10 protein-coding genes are annotated in these 15,630 nt (G+C 73.1%); 3 read left to right on the forward strand and 7 right to left on the reverse strand.

All coding sequences use genetic code 11. The features are described 5' to 3' along the window. Positions 1 to 111 precede the first annotated feature (111 nt). From B082_RS0101300 to ligD, 3 genes are all read right to left on the reverse strand, one after another. Complete coding sequence (locus B082_RS0101300) at positions 112 to 444, reverse strand: zinc-ribbon domain-containing protein (RefSeq protein WP_018550011.1); 333 nt, start codon at positions 442 to 444, stop codon at positions 112 to 114. Then, the gene (locus tag B082_RS0101305) at positions 441 to 2,555 is read right to left on the reverse strand and encodes a HEAT repeat domain-containing protein (RefSeq protein ID WP_018550012.1); all 2,115 of its coding nucleotides are present in this window, start codon (positions 2,553 to 2,555) and stop codon (positions 441 to 443) included. Before B082_RS0101305 ends, B082_RS0101300 begins: the two co-directional genes overlap by 4 nt. A gap of 148 nt (positions 2,556 to 2,703) precedes the next feature. Next, positions 2,704 to 3,600 (reverse strand): non-homologous end-joining DNA ligase, encoded by an 897-nt coding sequence (gene ligD, locus B082_RS0101310; protein WP_018550013.1) that lies wholly within the window; start codon positions 3,598 to 3,600, stop codon positions 2,704 to 2,706. Between the two features lie 61 nt (positions 3,601 to 3,661). On the opposite strand from ligD, the gene B082_RS0101315 reads away from it, so the two are divergent. Further along, on the forward strand, positions 3,662 to 4,819 hold the full coding sequence (locus B082_RS0101315) for a Ku protein (RefSeq protein ID WP_018550014.1): 1,158 nt from the start codon (positions 3,662 to 3,664) through the stop codon (positions 4,817 to 4,819). 369 nt (positions 4,820 to 5,188) lie between these two features. On the opposite strand, the gene B082_RS0101320 is transcribed toward B082_RS0101315, so the two are convergent. After that, positions 5,189 to 8,416, reverse strand: coding sequence for an AfsR/SARP family transcriptional regulator (locus B082_RS0101320; RefSeq protein WP_026249305.1), 3,228 nt, complete (start codon positions 8,414 to 8,416; stop codon positions 5,189 to 5,191). 272 nt (positions 8,417 to 8,688) lie between these two features. Between B082_RS0101320 and B082_RS0101325 the strand changes: the two genes are divergently transcribed. Beyond that, a complete protein-coding gene (locus tag B082_RS0101325; RefSeq protein ID WP_026249306.1) occupies positions 8,689 to 9,936 on the forward strand; it encodes a hypothetical protein in 1,248 nt (415 codons plus the stop codon). A gap of 463 nt (positions 9,937 to 10,399) precedes the next feature. Here B082_RS0101325 and B082_RS0101335 read toward each other — a convergent pair whose 3' ends face one another. Further along, entirely contained in the window at positions 10,400 to 12,634 is a 2,235-nt protein-coding gene (locus B082_RS0101335; RefSeq protein WP_018550017.1) for an ATP-binding protein, read from the reverse strand. 397 nt (positions 12,635 to 13,031) lie between these two features. Between B082_RS0101335 and glyA the strand changes: the two genes are divergently transcribed. Next, positions 13,032 to 14,315: a serine hydroxymethyltransferase gene (glyA, locus tag B082_RS0101340; RefSeq protein WP_018550018.1), complete on the forward strand. Its 1,284-nt coding sequence runs from the start codon at positions 13,032 to 13,034 to the stop codon at positions 14,313 to 14,315. 60 nt (positions 14,316 to 14,375) lie between these two features. On the opposite strand, the gene B082_RS0101345 is transcribed toward glyA, so the two are convergent. Both B082_RS0101345 and B082_RS0101350 read right to left on the reverse strand, forming a co-directional pair. Beyond that, on the reverse strand, positions 14,376 to 14,681 hold the full coding sequence (locus B082_RS0101345) for a DUF397 domain-containing protein (protein WP_018550019.1): 306 nt from the start codon (positions 14,679 to 14,681) through the stop codon (positions 14,376 to 14,378). After that, positions 14,678 to 15,541, reverse strand: coding sequence for a helix-turn-helix domain-containing protein (locus B082_RS0101350; RefSeq protein ID WP_018550020.1), 864 nt, complete (start codon positions 15,539 to 15,541; stop codon positions 14,678 to 14,680). The genes B082_RS0101345 and B082_RS0101350 overlap by 4 nt, the downstream gene beginning before the upstream one ends. Positions 15,542 to 15,630 lie beyond the last annotated feature (89 nt).

Here is a 15,630-nt window from a genome sequence, read left to right on the forward strand (position 1 = left end):
GGTGTCCGGGGGGGCGGACCAGGGAAGGCCCGTCCGCCCCGTCGACCCTATTCGGAAGGAAGTCTCTTATGTGTATTTAGTGCTGATGCGCAGCCAGGCAGCCTGCCGCGGTCAGTGCTGGTACGGGTTCTGGCCCTGGCCCTGCCCCGGCGCGCCCGGTGCGTAACCCGGCTGCTGGGCCTGTCCGTACGGGTTGCCGCCCTGCGCCGCCATGTGCTGGGCCAGCAGCTGGTCGGCCTGCTCCTTGGGTATCTGCTGCTCACCGCCGCAGAACGTGCACTGCGTGGCGAACTTGGTGGAGAAGGGGAACAGCGGCACGAAGAACAGCGTGAACTTCGTGACCCGCTTGCGCAGCGTGTGCGCGGCCGGATTCCCGCACCAGCCGCAGACCAGTGTCAGGACGGCCAACTGGTAGAGATAGCCTCGCGTGCCAAAGATGATCATGTGGGTTCCTTCCCCGTGTTCCCCAGGAGCGCCCGGCGGCAGAGCGCCAGCAGCTTTTCGTCGGTGTACGTGTCGTGGCTGCCGTACCCGCCGTCCATCGCGTTGTGCCGGCGTACGGAGGTGAGCTCGGCGAAGAGCACGTGCGCCGCGTCCGACCCTGCGTCAGCGGGCCCCATCCGCGCCAGGCATTCCGCCACCCGGACCCGGACGTGACGATTCTGCTCCCAGGCCGCCAGCAGCACCGGGACGGACTCCCCGGCCCGCCCGGAAACCTCCCACAGCGCGCTCGCCGCGTCCACCCGCAGCCACAGCTCCTCGTGGCGCAGCAGCGCCCGGAGCCCCGGCGCGGTCGCCGCCGCCCGCCCGCCCAGCCGCCCCAGCGCGCTCGCCGCCGCACGCGCCACGTACACGTTCTGGGTCGCGAGCCCCTCGACGAGCACCGGGAGCACCGCGCCGGCGTCCCCCTCCACCGCCCACAGCGCCTCGGCCGCCTCGACCGACTCCGTCGTCCCGGTGTGCCGCACCAGCGCCCGCAGCTCGGGCACCGCGCAGCCGGCGGCCGGCCCGAAGGAGGCCAGCGCCCGCAGCGCCGCCGTACGCAGCCACTCACCCCGGAACGCCTCGGTGCCGCGCAGCACCCGCAGCACCTCCGGCGCGGCCTCGCCCACCCGCAGCGCGGTCAGCCCGGTCAGCAGCGGGCCCGCCCGGTCGTACGCCTGCTCGTCGAGCACCACCTCGCCCAGCCGGTTCCGCAGCGCGCCGGCCAGCGGCCGGGCCGCCTCGCCCAGGAAGCCGATGCCGGGCCCCACGTCGTACGGCACGTCCGGGCGGTCGAGCGCCGCGGCCAGGGCGGGCAGTGCGCGGGCGTCGCCCAGCCGGGCCAGGGCCCTCACCGCGCTGCCGAGCGTCGGCCGCCCGCCCGCCCACTCCCGCACCCATGCCCCGGGGTCCGCCGCGACCCGCGCCGCCAGCGCGTCCGCCGCGGGCGCGGCCAGGCCGAACAGGCCCTCCAACAGGTGCGAAGCGGCCTCCGCGAGCTTCGGGTCGGGCGAGGCGAGCTGCTCGCCCACCAGCCCGACCAGCTCCGCGTAGGAACCCCGCCAGTCGCCTATGAGCCCGCCGCTCATGCGCACGGCGTCGACGCGCTGCCAGGGGTCGGGGCTGCGCAGCTGATCGGTCAGCAGCTCCGTGCGTTCGGTGACGCGGTCGTCGAGCCCGACGTGCAGGGTGCGCAGCAGATCGGCCGTCCAGGGCGCGGTCCGCCCCGCGCTCTCCTCGGCGGCCGGCGCCCGCAGCTGCCCCAGCAGCGCCACCGGGGCGGCCTCGGGGGCGGCGGGCTTGGCCGGCTCGGCACCGCAGGGCCGGGCGCCCGCCGGGTCCGGGAGCGTACGCAGCTGCCGCAGCAGCCCCGTCACCAGCGGCACCACATCGCCCGGCAGCGAGCGCGGCGCGCAGCGCGCCAGCTGGGCCAGGGCCGCCAGCCGCAGCCCCGGCGGATTGGCCTCGGCGGCCAGCCGGCTCAGCCAGTCGGCGACCGGCCCGGCCAGCGGCCGGTGGCGCAGCGCGAGCCGCCCGGCCGCCTCGACCAGCGCGAGCCGCACCTCCTCGTCCGCCTCCACCGCCAGCCGCTCCCGCAGCAGGGCCAGCACCCGGGCCGGGTCGTCGTGCAGGGTGGCCAGGGCGAGCGGGGAGGAGAGCCGCAGGCCCTGGTCCGGGTCGGCCATCAGCGGGAAGAAGACCCCGGCGCCGGCGGAGACGGCGGCCGCCGCCATCGCGTAGTTCGCCGCGCCCTCCGCCTCGTCCTCGTCGATCTCCTCCTCGTCGTCCTCGCCCAGGTCGATGCCGCCGATGCTGGTGAGCAGCTCGACTATGTCGCCCCGGTCCGGGACCGCCGGATCGGCCACCAGCTCGAAGAGGAAGGGAATGCAGGCGAGCGTGCACGCGTAGACGTCGCCCTGGTGGTGCACCGCGCCGTACATCCCGTCCAGGGCGCCTTCACGCTCCGCCGGATCGGGGGACGCCAGGCCCCGCAGCAGCGCCGGCACGTCGTCGGCCGGCCCGTAGGCATGCTCCATCGAGGCCCAGTCGACCTCTTCGATCCCCGCGAACACGCCATCGCCTCCCCACCGACGTCCACGAAAGCAGTGTCTGCGCAGAGTGTGCACCACGGCTCGGACAATCCGACCACCCCCCGTACCCATTTGCCCTTGGACATGACAAAACTCGCGTCTGTGAGGTAGGGGTGCCCGGCGCGTACGGCTACGCGGTATCCGGAATCGGCCGGCCCCGGCCGGGTTCGTTCAGCGGGGCGAGCAGATCGCCGTGCCGGTGCAGCCGCCCGGCCATGTCGCCCGCCAGGAAGACCAGCTCACCGGGGCTGCGGCACTGCTCGATCTCCGTCCAGGTGACCGGCGCCGAGACGGACGGCTCGGCCCGCGCGCGCAGGGTGTAGGGCGTGGCGGTGGTCTTGGCGGCGGCGTTCTGGCTGAAGTCGACGAACACCTTGCCCGGCCGCAGCGCCCGCCGCATCCGGTGCACCACCAGGTCCGCGAGCTCCCGCTCCGCCCGGACGGCCAGCCCCTTCGCGTACGCGGAGACCGCCGCCGAGTCCGTGGGGGCGATTGGCACCAGCAGATGCAGGCCCTTGGACCCCGAGGTCTTCCCGTACGCGTCGAGCCCGTCGTCGGCCAGCCGCTCGCGCAGCCACAGCGCGACCCGGCAGCACTCCACGACCGTGGCGGGCGCCCCCGGGTCCAGGTCGAACACCAGCCGGTCGGCCACCGCGGGCGTCCTCGCCCGCCACTGCGGGGTGTGGAACTCCACCACCAGGTTCGCGGCCCACATCAGGGACGCCAGATCCTGGACGACCACCTGCTCGGACGGCTCGCTCTCGCGGTGCGGCACCGGGGTCCTGTGTACCCAGGACGGAGTACCGGGCGGCGGGTTCTTCGTGAAGAACAGCTGCCCGTCCGGCCCGTCCGGGTAGCGCAGGAACGACACCGGCCGGTCCCGCAGCTGCGGGAGCAGCACCTCGGACGCCGTGGCCGCGTAGTAGTGCAGTACCTCGCCCTTGGTGGTGCCGGTGGCCGGGTAGAGCACCTTGTCCAGATTGCTCAGCGACAGCCGTCGCCCCTCCACCTCCGTGATCGGCGTCATACGATAAGAATCACACGCAAAAGCGATTTCTACGGATATTGCGGATGTAAGGGGTGAAGCGGTGAGGTCCATCTGGAACGGCGCCATCTCCTTCGGGCTGGTCAGCATCCCGATCAAGCTGGTCAACGCCACGGAGAACCACTCGGTCTCCTTCCGGCAGATCCACGTCGAGGACGGCGGCCGCATCCGCTACCGCAAGGTGTGCGAGCTGGACGGGGAGGAGGTGACCCCGGCCGAGATCGGCAAGGCGTACGAGGACGCCGACGGCACGATGATCCCGATCACCGACGAGGACCTGGGCAAGCTGCCGCTGCCCACCGCCAAGACGATCGAGATCGTCGCCTTCGTGCCGGCCGACGCGATCGACCCGCTCCAGATGGACGCGGCGTACTACCTCTCCGCCAACGGGGTCCCGGCCGCGAAGCCGTACACCCTGCTGCGCGAGGCCCTGAAGCGGAGCCGGAAGGTGGCGCTGGCCAAGTACGCGCTGCGCGGGCGCGAGCGGCTGGGCATGCTGCGGGTGGTCGACGACGTGATCGCCATGCACGGCCTGCTCTGGCCGGACGAGATCCGGGCCCCCGAGGGCGTCGCGCCGGAGTCCGACGTGACGGTGCGCGACGCCGAGCTCGACCTCGCGGACGCCCTGATGGACACCCTCGGCGAGGTCGACATGGACTCGCTGCACGACGACTACCGCGAGGCGGTCGAGGAGATGATCGCCGCCAAGGCGTCCGGTGAGGTCCCGGAGCCGGCCGAGAAGGGCGCCTCCGGCGGCGGCAAGGTCATCGACCTGATCGCCGCCCTGGAGAGCAGCGTCCGGGCCGCGAAGGAGGCCCGGGGCGAGGGCGACGAGGGCGGGGAGGGGAACGGCGGGGAGGACGACGAGGGTGAGCGGCCCGTCGCCGGCGTCACCTCGATCTCGGACCGCAAGGCGTCGGGCGGCTCCCGCAAGAAGGCGGCGTCCGGCTCGGGCTCCGGCGGCTCCGGCTCGGGCGGTTCGGGCTCGGGCGGCTCCGGTTCGGGTTCCGGCGGCTCCGGCTCCGGCTCCGGCTCCGGCGCGGCCAAGAAGTCCGCCGCCAAGAGCACGGCCAAGAAGGCGTCCGCGAAGAAGGCGGCCTCCAACAAGGGAACGGCCAAGAAGACGGCCGCCAAGAAGTCGCCGGCCAAGAAGCAGTCCGCCGCCAAGAGCGGCACCTCGCGCAAGCGCGCCTCGGCCTGACCGGGCAGGCGCGGGGGCCGGTCGTCCGCCCCGGGTTGTTAGCTGTTGCGACCGTATCGAATGTATCAGGCGAATCCGCGGTTTTGGCGGTGAAAGTGCCTGTCTGTCGGGGGAGTTCCGGGGGTGATTCCGCAGAAATCACTCAAACGAGTGATCAAGTACGGATATTTTCGGGGTGAGTTCGTGTCATGATCACTGCGTCGGTCCACCGGCATCGAAATAACGCCCAACTAAGTTCAGAGCAAAGGAAGTTGTGCCCTCAATGCTGAAACTGCTCCAGTGGATGTGGTGACCGCGCCTGCCTCGACGAGGCAGGCGGCCGGCGGTTGACCCGCCTCACGGCTGAACGGGCCGGCGCCTGAGCGAGGCTCAGTCACCGGCCCTCTTCTCGTCCTCCTGGAGCAGTCGCCGAAGGCTCTCCGCCTCGGCCTCGGCGCCCAGGCTCCGGTACACCTCCTCCGCCCTTCCCGCGTACTCCAGGGCCAGGCGGTCGCGGCGCGTGCTCAGGGCCGCGCGCGCGAGACCGGCCAGCGCCCGCGCCGCGGCGGGGCGGGCGCCGGTGTGTTCGGCCAGGGCGAGCGCCTGTCCGTAGACCTCCAGGGCCACCTCCGGCCGGCCCGTCGAGCGATGTATATCGGCCACCCCGAGCAGGGCCCTGGTGCGTTCGTAGGCGCTGCCGATCCTGCACGCGACCTGCTCCGCCCAGGTGAAGTGGAGCAGCGCTTCCTCGCTGTCACCATTCGTGGTGAGCGCGGCACCCATGCTGATCAGGGCGTTCGCCTCGCCCAGCGCGTCCCCCCGGGCCCGGTGGCTCTCCAGCGCCCGACGGAAGCCCGCCAGCGCCTGCTGGGTGTCTCCCATGGCCTGGTGCACCGCGCCCATGTTGGTGTCCAGGATGGCCAGTTCTTGCGCCCCGCTGTGCAGGTGGGCCAGTATCCGCGACCGTTCGAGGTGGTCGCGGGCCTGCTCGATGCGTCCCTGGAGCTGGTGGATCTCGCCGATGTTGTTGTGCGCGCGGATCTGCCCCAGCAGGTCCCCCGTGCCCTCGTGGATCCGGAGCGTGACGCGCGCCCGGGTGAGTGCCTCGTCGTACCGGCCCTCGTAATACAGCGCTGCCCCCTCGACGTTGAGGCAGTCCGCCTCGCCGTACACGTCCCCCAGCCCGCGGTAGAGCGCCAGCGCCCGGTCCACCATGTGCAGCGCCGGACCGGTGTGGCCGGCGCCCAGGTGGGCGCGGCTCGCCTGGAAGGAGCTGTCGGCGCACCCCGCGAGGTCGTTCAGGCCCTGGAACAGCGTCAGCGCCTCCGAGGCGCAGCTCAGCGCCTCCCCGGGCCCTGTCTGAGCCAGCACGTCCGCCGCCTCAACCAGTGTCTGCGCCAGCAGTACCGGGTTCCCCCGGGGGCGCAGCGCTTCCACGGCCGCGCCGTACAGCTCGTTGGTGACCGCCCAGCTGCCCCAGATCCGTAAGGAGGGGGCCAGCGCGTGCGGGAAGAGCGGCGCGTGGTCCGTGCCCTCGGCGGCGGCGGTACGGGCGGCGGCCAGCAGGTTGGCCCGCTCGGCGTTCAGCCAGACCGTCGCCTGCGCGTCGTCGTCGAACTCGGCCGCGTACACCGACGGGTGCTCGGGCTCCAGCGTCCGCCGGCGCGGGTGGGTGAGGCGGTGGGCCCGGTGCGCGGAAGTGAGGTAGTACCCGAGGAGCCTGTCGACGGCCGCGCCGCGCGCGTTCTGAGAGTCCGTGGCCGTGGACATGCGGAGCGCGAAAGCCCGGGTGAGGTCGTGGAGCTGATAGCGGCCGAGCGCCGGCTCGGTGAGGAGGTGGCAGTCCAGTAGCTCCTCTATGCTGCGCCGCGCGCCCCCGGCTCCGCCGCCGGGCCGGGGACCGGACTGGTCTCCCGCCAGCGCGGCTGCCGCCGCCGCCGTGATGTCGGGGCCGGGGTGCAGCGCCAGCAGGCGCAGCAGCCGGCGGGTGCCGGGAGCCAGCTCCGCGTAGGAGAACCGGAACGCGGAGACGAACACCTCCTCGTCGAGTTCGTCCAGCGGATCGCTCGACTGCGCCAGACGGTCCAGGAGGTGGCGCAAGTCCCAGATCTCCCGGTGCCGGAACCGTCCGGCCAGCAGAGTCGTGGCCAGCGGATGGCGGCCGCACGCCTCCACGAGCAGCCGCAGCGCCTCCGGATCACGCGCCGTACGGGCGGTGCCCGCCACGCGGGTGAACAGGGCCGCCGCCTCCCGGGCCGGCAGCGCGTCCACGAGCAGGGAGGTCGCCCCGTCCAGCGCGGAGAGACGGTTGCGGCTCGTCACGATCGCCATGCAGCCGGCCGAGCCGGGCAACAGCGCTCCGACCTGGGCGGCGTCCCTCGCGTTGTCGAGGACCACCAGCACCCGGTGGCGTGCCGTCCACTCCCGCCACTTGGCCGCCCGCTCATCGAGCGTGGCCGGTATCGCGGCGCCCGCGCCGGCCGCGTGCAGCAGGAGCGCCAGGGCCTCCGCCGGGTCGAAGGGCCGCCGCCCGCTGAACCCGTGCAGATCCACGTACAGCTGACCGTCGGGATACGCGTCGGCCAGCCGGTGCGCCGCGTGCACCGCCAGCGCGGTCTTGCCGATGCCGGGCATTCCGTGCAGCACCGTGAGCGGCAGCGCGTACTCGTCGGCGCCGGCGAGCCCGTCGCGCAGGAGCGCCAGCTCCCGGGTGCGGCCGGTGAAGTCCCGGGTGTCACGGGGGAGGTTGTTACGTACCGGGGGGCCGGCCGCAGGACGCGCGGGCGGGGCAGAGGATGGCTCGGGCGGGGGAGGGGGCGGCTCGGGCGGGGGCCCGGCGGTGGCGGCGACCACCTCGGGCCGCGTCAGGGCCCGGTCCTGTTCCAGAATCCGCTGATGGAGTGTCCGAAGGCCGGGCCCGGGTTCCATGCCCAGCGCCTCGCGCAGCCGGGCGTGCGTCGTCCGGTACAGCTCCAGCGCCTCGCTGTGCCTTCCGCTGCGGTGGAGCGCCAGCATCAGGGAGCCGATGATCCCCTCGGCCAGCGGGCTCTCCGCCGCCAGTTCCCGCAGCTCACCGATGAGATCGGCATGGTGCCCGAGCTCCAGTTCCAGCCGGATGCGCTCCTCGCGTACATGGCGGTGGTCCTCCAGCAGGCGGGCGCGCACCGACGCCGCCCACTCTCCGGAGTTCTCCGCCAGCGGCTCGCCCCGCCACATGCTCTCGGCGGTACGCAGCAGACCGATCGCCCAGTCCGTCCGGCCCTCTTCCGCCGCCGCTGCGGCCTCGGTGCGAAACCGCTGGAAGCGGATCAGGTCCAGGTCGTCCGGTTCGCTCATCCGGAGCCGGTAGAGCCGGGGCGGCACGTGGTCCACCTGCACGAGCGGCCCCACCGCGTCGCGCAGACAGCCGCGCAGTTTGGAGAGGTAGGTCTGGAGCGTGGTGGGGCCCTTGAGCGGCGGCTCGTCGCCCCAGACCCGCTCCATCAACGTGTCCACGGCGACGGGTTCCCCGCGCGCGTGTACCAGAACCGCGAGCACGGCGCGGTGTTTCACCGAACCGAGCATGTGCTGCTGTTCTCCGTGCCACAGTTCGAGAGGTCCCAGAGCAAGAAGATCCATATCGCCCCCGATGGGTGCGCCACTTCCTGCCGCCGTCGGCAGCGTCCGCACGTCTGTGCGGAACAGTCCACTCTTCCCTGACCCACCGACCCGGACCAGAGCGCACAGGGGCGTGTCCGGGGCGCATGACGCGGCGCATTTCTTCGTACAGCTGGAACGCAGGATTCCTGCAAGCCGTCCGTCCACGTCCATGGGCAGAAGCGTGCCGGGCCGCCACCAGTCGCGGCCCTCGCGGGCCGCCGGTCCGCGGCGACGAAACGGGGACTGATCAGATGAGCTTGACCATGCCGGACGCGCACCGGCCTCTCGTGCCTGTGCGCCTGGACGTCGACCGCTGGGCCACCCGGCGGACCCGCAGGAGAGTGCTGGCCGTGGTGCACACGGTCACCGCGGGGCAGCGACTGCTCGAAGCCGTACGTCTGCTGGAGGGCGACGCGCGGTTGCAGGTGTTCTTCACTCAGGCGCCCGACGTGTTCAGCCACGGGGTGGCCCACTTCCTGGAACAGCTGGGCGGCCTCGTGCTGCCCTGGCACCAGGCGGTGCAGACGCCGTTCGATCTGGCACTGGCCGCGGCCCATGGCGGACTGGGCGAACTGCACGCCCCGGTGATCGTGCTGCCGCACGGCGCCGGGCACAACAAGCTGATCCCCGCCGGCCAACGCGGCCGCCGGGTCGCCGGACGCGGGATCTACGGACTCGACAGGCAGTGGCTGATCCAGGACGGCCGGCTGGTGCCCGAATCGATCGTGCTCGCCCACCACGAGGACATGACGCGGCTCGGCCGTGAATGCCCCGAGGCCCTGCCCGCGGCCGAGGTGGTCGGCGACCCCTGCTTCGACCGGATCACGGCGAGCCTGCCCCAACGGGCCCTCTACCGCGACGCCCTGGGCGTCGGGCCGCGGCAGCGACTGGTCACGGCCTGCTCCACCTGGGGGCCGGGTTCCCTCCTCGGCCGGCAGTGGGAACTGCTGGAACGACTGGTCGCGGAGCTGCCCCGGGAAGGCTTCCGGGTCGCGCTCCTGCTCCACCCGCACGTCTGGAACGCCCACGGCGCCTGGCAGATACGCAGCTGGCTCGCGGGGTTCGGACGCTCCGGGCTGTTGCTGATCAGCCAGTACGCCGACTGGGTCGGGGCGCTGGTGGCCGCCGACCACATCGTCGGGGACCACGGTTCGCTCACCCTCTACGGGGCCATGACGGGCGTTCCCGTCTTCATGGGCAGTGACCCGGAGGGTGATCTGGACCCCGCCTCGCCCGCCGCCGAACTGGCCTCCTTCGCCCCCAGACTGCACACCGGCCGCCCCCTGGACCGCCAGCTCGCCCGCGCCGCCTCGGCCCACCGTGCCGAGCGCTACGAACAGGTGGCGGCCCGGATCACCTCGGAGCCGGGGCGGTTCGCCGTCAGGATGCGCGCCCTGATCTACCGCAAGCTCCGACTGCGCGCCCCCGCGGCCCGGCCGCATACGGACCACGCCCCACTGCCGGTGACCGTGCGGCCCGACGAACGCGGGCCGGCCTGATGAGCGCGACGACGGTGCGTCTCACCGAGGACGTCCAGCAGCGGGGTGTCCGCCGCACCGGAGCCACCCTGCTGCATGCCGGCCGCGCGCTGCGGGACGTCGACGAGCATCTGCGCGTCCGGTTCGCCGCGCCGCCCCCGATGCCCCTGCTGGCCGACGTCCTGGTCGCGGAACTCCCCTCCAGCGCCGGCCTTCTGACGGGGTGTGCGCGGCACGAGGGCCCCGTCCGGTACGCGGCCGGACTCGCCGACCGCCACCCCGGCGCCCTGGTGGTGGCCGTGTACCGGGGGACGCACTGCTGGCTGCGGTGCGGCGGCCGGCCACGGCTGCTCGTCCACGGCCGGGGGTGGCCGGCGCAGTCCTGGGCGGTCTGGGCCTCGGTCGCACACGTCTGGCTGGTGGCGGGCCTGGACCCGGACGGATTCGACCCGGCCGCCATCCGGGTCGTCAGGACCGTACGCGGCTACGGGCCGGCGTCCCCGCCGTCCCGCAGGTCCTCGGGGCCGGCCGCACCCGGGGCCTCGGCGTCCGGAGCCCCGGGCTCCGTCTCCGCCGGCTCCAGGGCGCCGAGCCGTGCCCGCGCCTCGTCCGCCTCCGCCGACCGTGACCGGCCGGCGGAGGCGTACAGGGACAGCGCCCTGCGGTAGTACCGCCGGGCCTGCTGGGGCTGCCCGCGCCGCTCGGAGAGCCGGGCCAGGGCTCCGAGCACGTGGGCGGCCTCGAATCCGGCCCCCTCCGCCCGGAGCGCGGACAGTGCCGTCGACAGCTCCGACTCCGCTCGGGCGAGCCTGCCCAGCCCCACGCAGGCCCGCCCGGTCAGACCGGCGGCCCGCGCCGCGTTGTACGTGTCGCCGGCCGCCTCCAGAGCGAGGCGGGCGGCCTCGGCGTTGACGACGGCGTCCTCGTACCGCTCCTCGGCCAGGGCGACATCGGCCAGATTGAACCGGGCCAGCGCGCCGGCCCGGAGGTCCCCGCAGACGGGAAGCTCGGCCGCGGCCAGGGCGAACAGCTCGGCCGCGCGGTCGAGCCGCCCGAGCCGCCGATGGGCCAGTCCCCGGTAGTTCAGCGTCCGGGCGTGCCCGAGGGCGTTGCCGCGCGCCAGGAAGGAGGTGGAGGCCCGCTCGAACATGGCGAGCCCCTCGGCGTGGTCCCCCGTGGCGAGCTTCCCCAGGGCCCCGGAGGTGAGCATCCGGCAGACGGCCTCCTCGTTCCCCGCCTCCTCGGCGGCGAGCAGCCCCTCCTCGTGCGACTCGCGCCACTCCCCGTAGAGCTTGCGGCGCGGGAACAGCGGCCACAGCGCGTCGGTGAGCCCCCAGGCGAGTTCCGGGGCGCCCATCGGGCGCGCGAGGCGGATCACCGCCATCAGGTTGGGCAGTTCCCGCTCCAGCCAGTCCAGCGCGGCCTCCGGCTCCGTCTGCCCGCCCACCGGGCCGAGGTCCTCCCGGACGCCGGGCTCCGGCTCGCAGTCCGGCGCGGGCCGCGAGCGTCCCGGCTCGATGATCTCCTCGGCCCGGCGGGTATTGGCGAGATAGTGGTGACCGATGCGGAGCAGGGCGGCGGCCCGTTCCTCACCGCTCTCCTCCTGCGCCGCCCGTGCGGCGGCGTGCAGCCGCACCAGGTCGTGGAACCGGTAGCGCTCGCCGCCCGACGACCCGGCGATGTCGACGAGCAGATTCGCGTCGTGCAGCGCGTCGAGCGCCTCGACGGCATCCCCGCCCAGCAGCGCGTGTGCCACCGGGGCGCCGAACTCCCGGCCCGGGTGGAGCCCCAGCAGCCGGTAGAGGCGGGCGGCCGTGGTGGGCAGGCTCTGGTAGGAGAGGTCCAGCGCCGCCCGGACGTCGTGGTCGCCCTCTATCGCCAGGCCCCTCAGCCGCTCGTGCTCCTCGGACAGGGCGCGGACCATCGCGGTGATGCCCTGCCGGGGGCGGGCCGCCAGCCGCGCCCCGGCGATGCGTACCGCGAGCGGCAGGCCCGCGCAGAGCAGGACGAGAGCCCGCGCCTCCTCGGGCTGGGCGGCGACCCGGCCGTCGGCGAGGGTCGCGTCGAGCAGTTCCACCGCGGCCTCGGTGGAGAGGGGTTCCAGATGGAGCACATGGCCCCCGTCGAGGCTCAGCCCCGACATCCGCCGACGGCTGGTCACCGCCGTCACACACCGCCCCGCCGGCAACAGGGGCCGCACCTGGGCCGCGGTCGCGGCGTCGTCGAGCAGGACCACGAGCCGCCGGTCGGCGGTCAACGACCGGTAGAGCGCGACCCGTTCGCCCAGCGTCGGCGGCACCTGGCCGGTGGGGACGCCGAGCGCCCGCAGGAACCGCCCCACCACCTCGCCGGGGTCGACGGGCCCGCCCGGAGCCTGGGCGCCCAGGTCGGCGTACAGCTGACCACCGGGGAAGTCCGGGCGCAGGGCGTGCAGCCAGGCCAGCGCGACGGCGGTCTTCCCCACCCCGCCCAGCCCGCTCACCGCCGCCAGCGTGGAGTGGCCACCCTCCGCGGCCCGGCAGCGGTGCGCCTCAAGGGTGCGGAGTTCGTCCGTCCGGTCCGTGATGCGGACCGAGGGCGGTAACTGCCAGGGCGGCGGCACCTCTTCCCGAGGAGCGGCGCCCGACACATGGATGCCGCCGTCCACGTTTCTCGCCTGCACCACGAAGCCGTGCACCGTACCGCTCAGATCGTTGTTGGTGTGCTCGTGCCCCCGCATGCGTCCCCCTCCGGACAGCCGAGTGCCGACTTCCACAGACATCCTTTCCGTACGTGCGCTCGATACCCGGGCCCGCGCCGGCCGACTGCGGCCGATTGCCGAATCCCGCGTCGCGTCAAGGCGTTTCGCATATGCCGGAGGCATATGCGCACGCCTGAGTGACCATAGTGCCGCGAGAGGCCGCCGGTACCGGGAATCGGGCCTTGGTCCGTGTACGTCCGCCCGGTAAAGTGCGAGACGCCGCGACTGGCGCGCATCCCCTCGCGGGGTGCTCAGTGGAATCGACCACGAGGGAGCGGCACACCCCGGGCACGCCCGGGGGCGTCATGCCGGAGAGCCGTCCGCCTGGGCATCCGGGTCCACGCCGCAGCCATGCGACCGACCCGGGAGGAACCCCGTGACCGCGTCCGTACCCGTACAGCCCCGCCACCCCGCCCTGGCGGCAGCCGATCCGGAGCTCGCCGCACTCGTGGCCGCCGAGGAACAGCTCCAGGCCGACACCCTGCGCCTGATCCCCAGCGAGAACTACGTCTCCGCCGCCGTGCTCGAAGCCTCCGGCACGGTGCTCCAGAACAAGTACTCCGAGGGGTACCCCGGCAAGCGCTACTACGAGGGCCAGCAGGTCATCGACCAGGTCGAGACCCTCACCGCCGAGCGCGCCCGCGCCCTGTTCGGCATGGACCACGCCAACGTCCAGCCGTACTCCGGCTCACCCGCCAACCTCGCCGTCTACCTGGCCTTCCTCAAGCCCGGCGACACCGTGCTCGGGATGTCCCTGCCGATGGGCGGCCACCTCACGCACGGCTGGGGCGTCTCCGCCACCGGCACCTGGTTCAACGGCGTCCAGTACGGCGTGCGCCGCGACACCGGCCGCGTCGACCTGGACGAGGTCCGCGATCTGGCCCTCGCCGAGCGGCCGAAGCTGATCTTCTGCGGCGGTACGGCCGTGCCCCGCGAGATCGACTTCGCGGGCTTCGCGGAGATCGCCCGTGAGGTGGGCGCGGTCCTGGTGGCCGATATCGCCCACATCGCGGGCCTGATCGCGGGCGGCGCCCACCCCTCGCCCGCCCCGTACGTGGACGTCGTCTCCACCACCACCCACAAGACCCTGCGCGGCCCGCGCGGCGCGATGCTGCTCAGCCGCGTCGAGCACGCCCGCGCCCTGGACCGCGCCGTCTTCCCCGGCCTCCAGGGCGGCCCGCACAACCAGACCACGGCCGCGATCGGCGTCGCCCTGAACGAGGCGGCCACCCCGGCGTTCTGCTCCTACGCCCACAGGGTGGTCGCCAACGCCCGCGCGCTGGGCGAGGAGTTGGCCGCCAGGGGCTTCGACCTGGTCTCCGGCGGCACCGACAACCACCTGCTCCTGGTGGACCTCACCAGCAAGGACATCCCCGGTAAGACCGCCGCCAAGGCCCTCGACCGCGCCGGCATCGTCGTCAACTACAACGCCGTTCCCTACGACCCCCGCAAGCCCTTCGACCCGTCGGGCATCCGCATCGGCACCCCGGCGCTCACGTCCCGGGGCGTCCCGACGTCGGAGATGGCCACGGTCGCGGCCTGGATCGACCGCGTGATCACGGCCGCCCGCGCGGGCGACGAGTCCACGATTGTCGCGGTGCGGGCGGAGGTGAAGGAGCTGATGGCCGGATACCCGGCGCCGGGGCTGCCGGTCGCCTGACGCGGCGCGCATGACTGTGCCCCGCACCGGAGTCGACCGGTGCGGGGCACGGTTCGGGGCTCAGCCCCGGGCGGCGTACGTGATGAACTCGCCCCACGCGGCGGGGGAGAGGGCGAGTTCGGGGCTGCGCTGGTCCTTGGAGTCCCGGACGTGAACGGCGGCGGGGCAGGCGGCGACCTCGACGCAGTCGTCGCCCTGGGAGCCGCTGTAGCTGGACTTGTGCCAGCCCGCCGCTACCTCGACGCAGGCGTCGCCGTCGGAACCGCTGTAGCTCGACTTGCGCCAGTCCATCGCCACCTCGACGCAGTTGTCTCCCGCAGAGCCGCTGTAACTGCTCTTGAACCAGGTCAGGCCGGACGTGCTCATAGCGCTCCTCGCAATCGCTTCAGCAGGCTCAGCGAGTCCTCGGGGGTCAGAGCCTGTGAGCGCAGTTTCGCATACCGCTGCTGGAGGACGCTGATCTCTTTCGGGTCGGAGATCAGCCGCCCGTTCTCTTGGCCCTCCGAGTAGGCGAACCAGCGGTGTTCGGGCGTCTCGGCCAGCACGATGGGGCCGTCAGTGCCCGCATGCGTCACCCGTCGCGTCGGCATGACCTGAAACTCCACGTTCCAGTTCCCCTCGATCAACTCGATCAGATGATCGAGGAGTTCACGCGTGACGTCGTCCCCGCCCGTGTGCCGCTCCAGCACCGACTGCTCCACGATGAAGCTGAACGTTGTCGGCGGTTTCCGGTTGACGGACAGCACCTCCTGGCGAGCCATCCGGGCCGCGACCCGCTCCTCCACCTCTTCCGGGTCCAGCAAGGGCGGAACGTTCAGGATGACGGCCCGTGCGTACGCCTCGGTCTGCAACAGGCCCGGGATCAACCGGCATTCGTACGTGTAGAGGCTGATCGCCGTCGCCTCCAGGCGTGCCCACTGCACGAACCAACTCGCGAGACCGGCCTGCCGGGTCAGATGCGGTGCGGCCTTGCGGAGGGCACCCGTGTCACCGAGCACAGGCTCCGCGCTCTCCACGAAGCCTCGGTCTGGCATGCGGCGGCCCTGCTCGATGGAGGCGATCGTGTGCTTCGAGTAGCCGACGAGGGCGCCGAACTCCTCGCGGCTCAGGCCCGCGTGTTCGCGTAGGGCATGGACGACCGCGCCGAACGTGCGCAGACTGTCCGAAGCCCCCGGCTCCGTACCGCCCGCAGATCCCGTACCGCCGTCCGTGTTTCCGTAGGCCATCGTGGCCACCTTTCGCGCCGCACCCCGTCGTACCGCTTCTGACTCGGTGTCATGGTCCAGGCGAGGGTTACGTACTGTCCACCAGGCGT

This window comes from Streptomyces sp. ATexAB-D23, assembly GCF_000373645.1.
GTDB lineage: Bacteria > Actinomycetota > Actinomycetes > Streptomycetales > Streptomycetaceae > Streptomyces > Streptomyces castrisilvae.

Coding starts and splice junctions, on each gene's coding strand:
- B082_RS0101300 (WP_018550011.1), bottom strand. CDS start 444: ATGATCATCTTTGGCACGCGAGGCTATCTCTACCAGTTGGCCGTCCTG.
- ligD (WP_018550013.1), bottom strand. CDS start 3,600: ATGACGCCGATCACGGAGGTGGAGGGGCGACGGCTGTCGCTGAGCAAT.
- B082_RS0101320 (WP_026249305.1), bottom strand. CDS start 8,416: ATGGATCTTCTTGCTCTGGGACCTCTCGAACTGTGGCACGGAGAACAG.
- B082_RS0101325 (WP_026249306.1), top strand. CDS start 8,689: ATGAGCTTGACCATGCCGGACGCGCACCGGCCTCTCGTGCCTGTGCGC.
- B082_RS0101335 (WP_018550017.1), bottom strand. CDS start 12,634: ATGCGGGGGCACGAGCACACCAACAACGATCTGAGCGGTACGGTGCAC.
- B082_RS0101345 (WP_018550019.1), bottom strand. CDS start 14,681: ATGAGCACGTCCGGCCTGACCTGGTTCAAGAGCAGTTACAGCGGCTCT.
- B082_RS0101350 (WP_018550020.1), bottom strand. CDS start 15,541: ATGGCCTACGGAAACACGGACGGCGGTACGGGATCTGCGGGCGGTACG.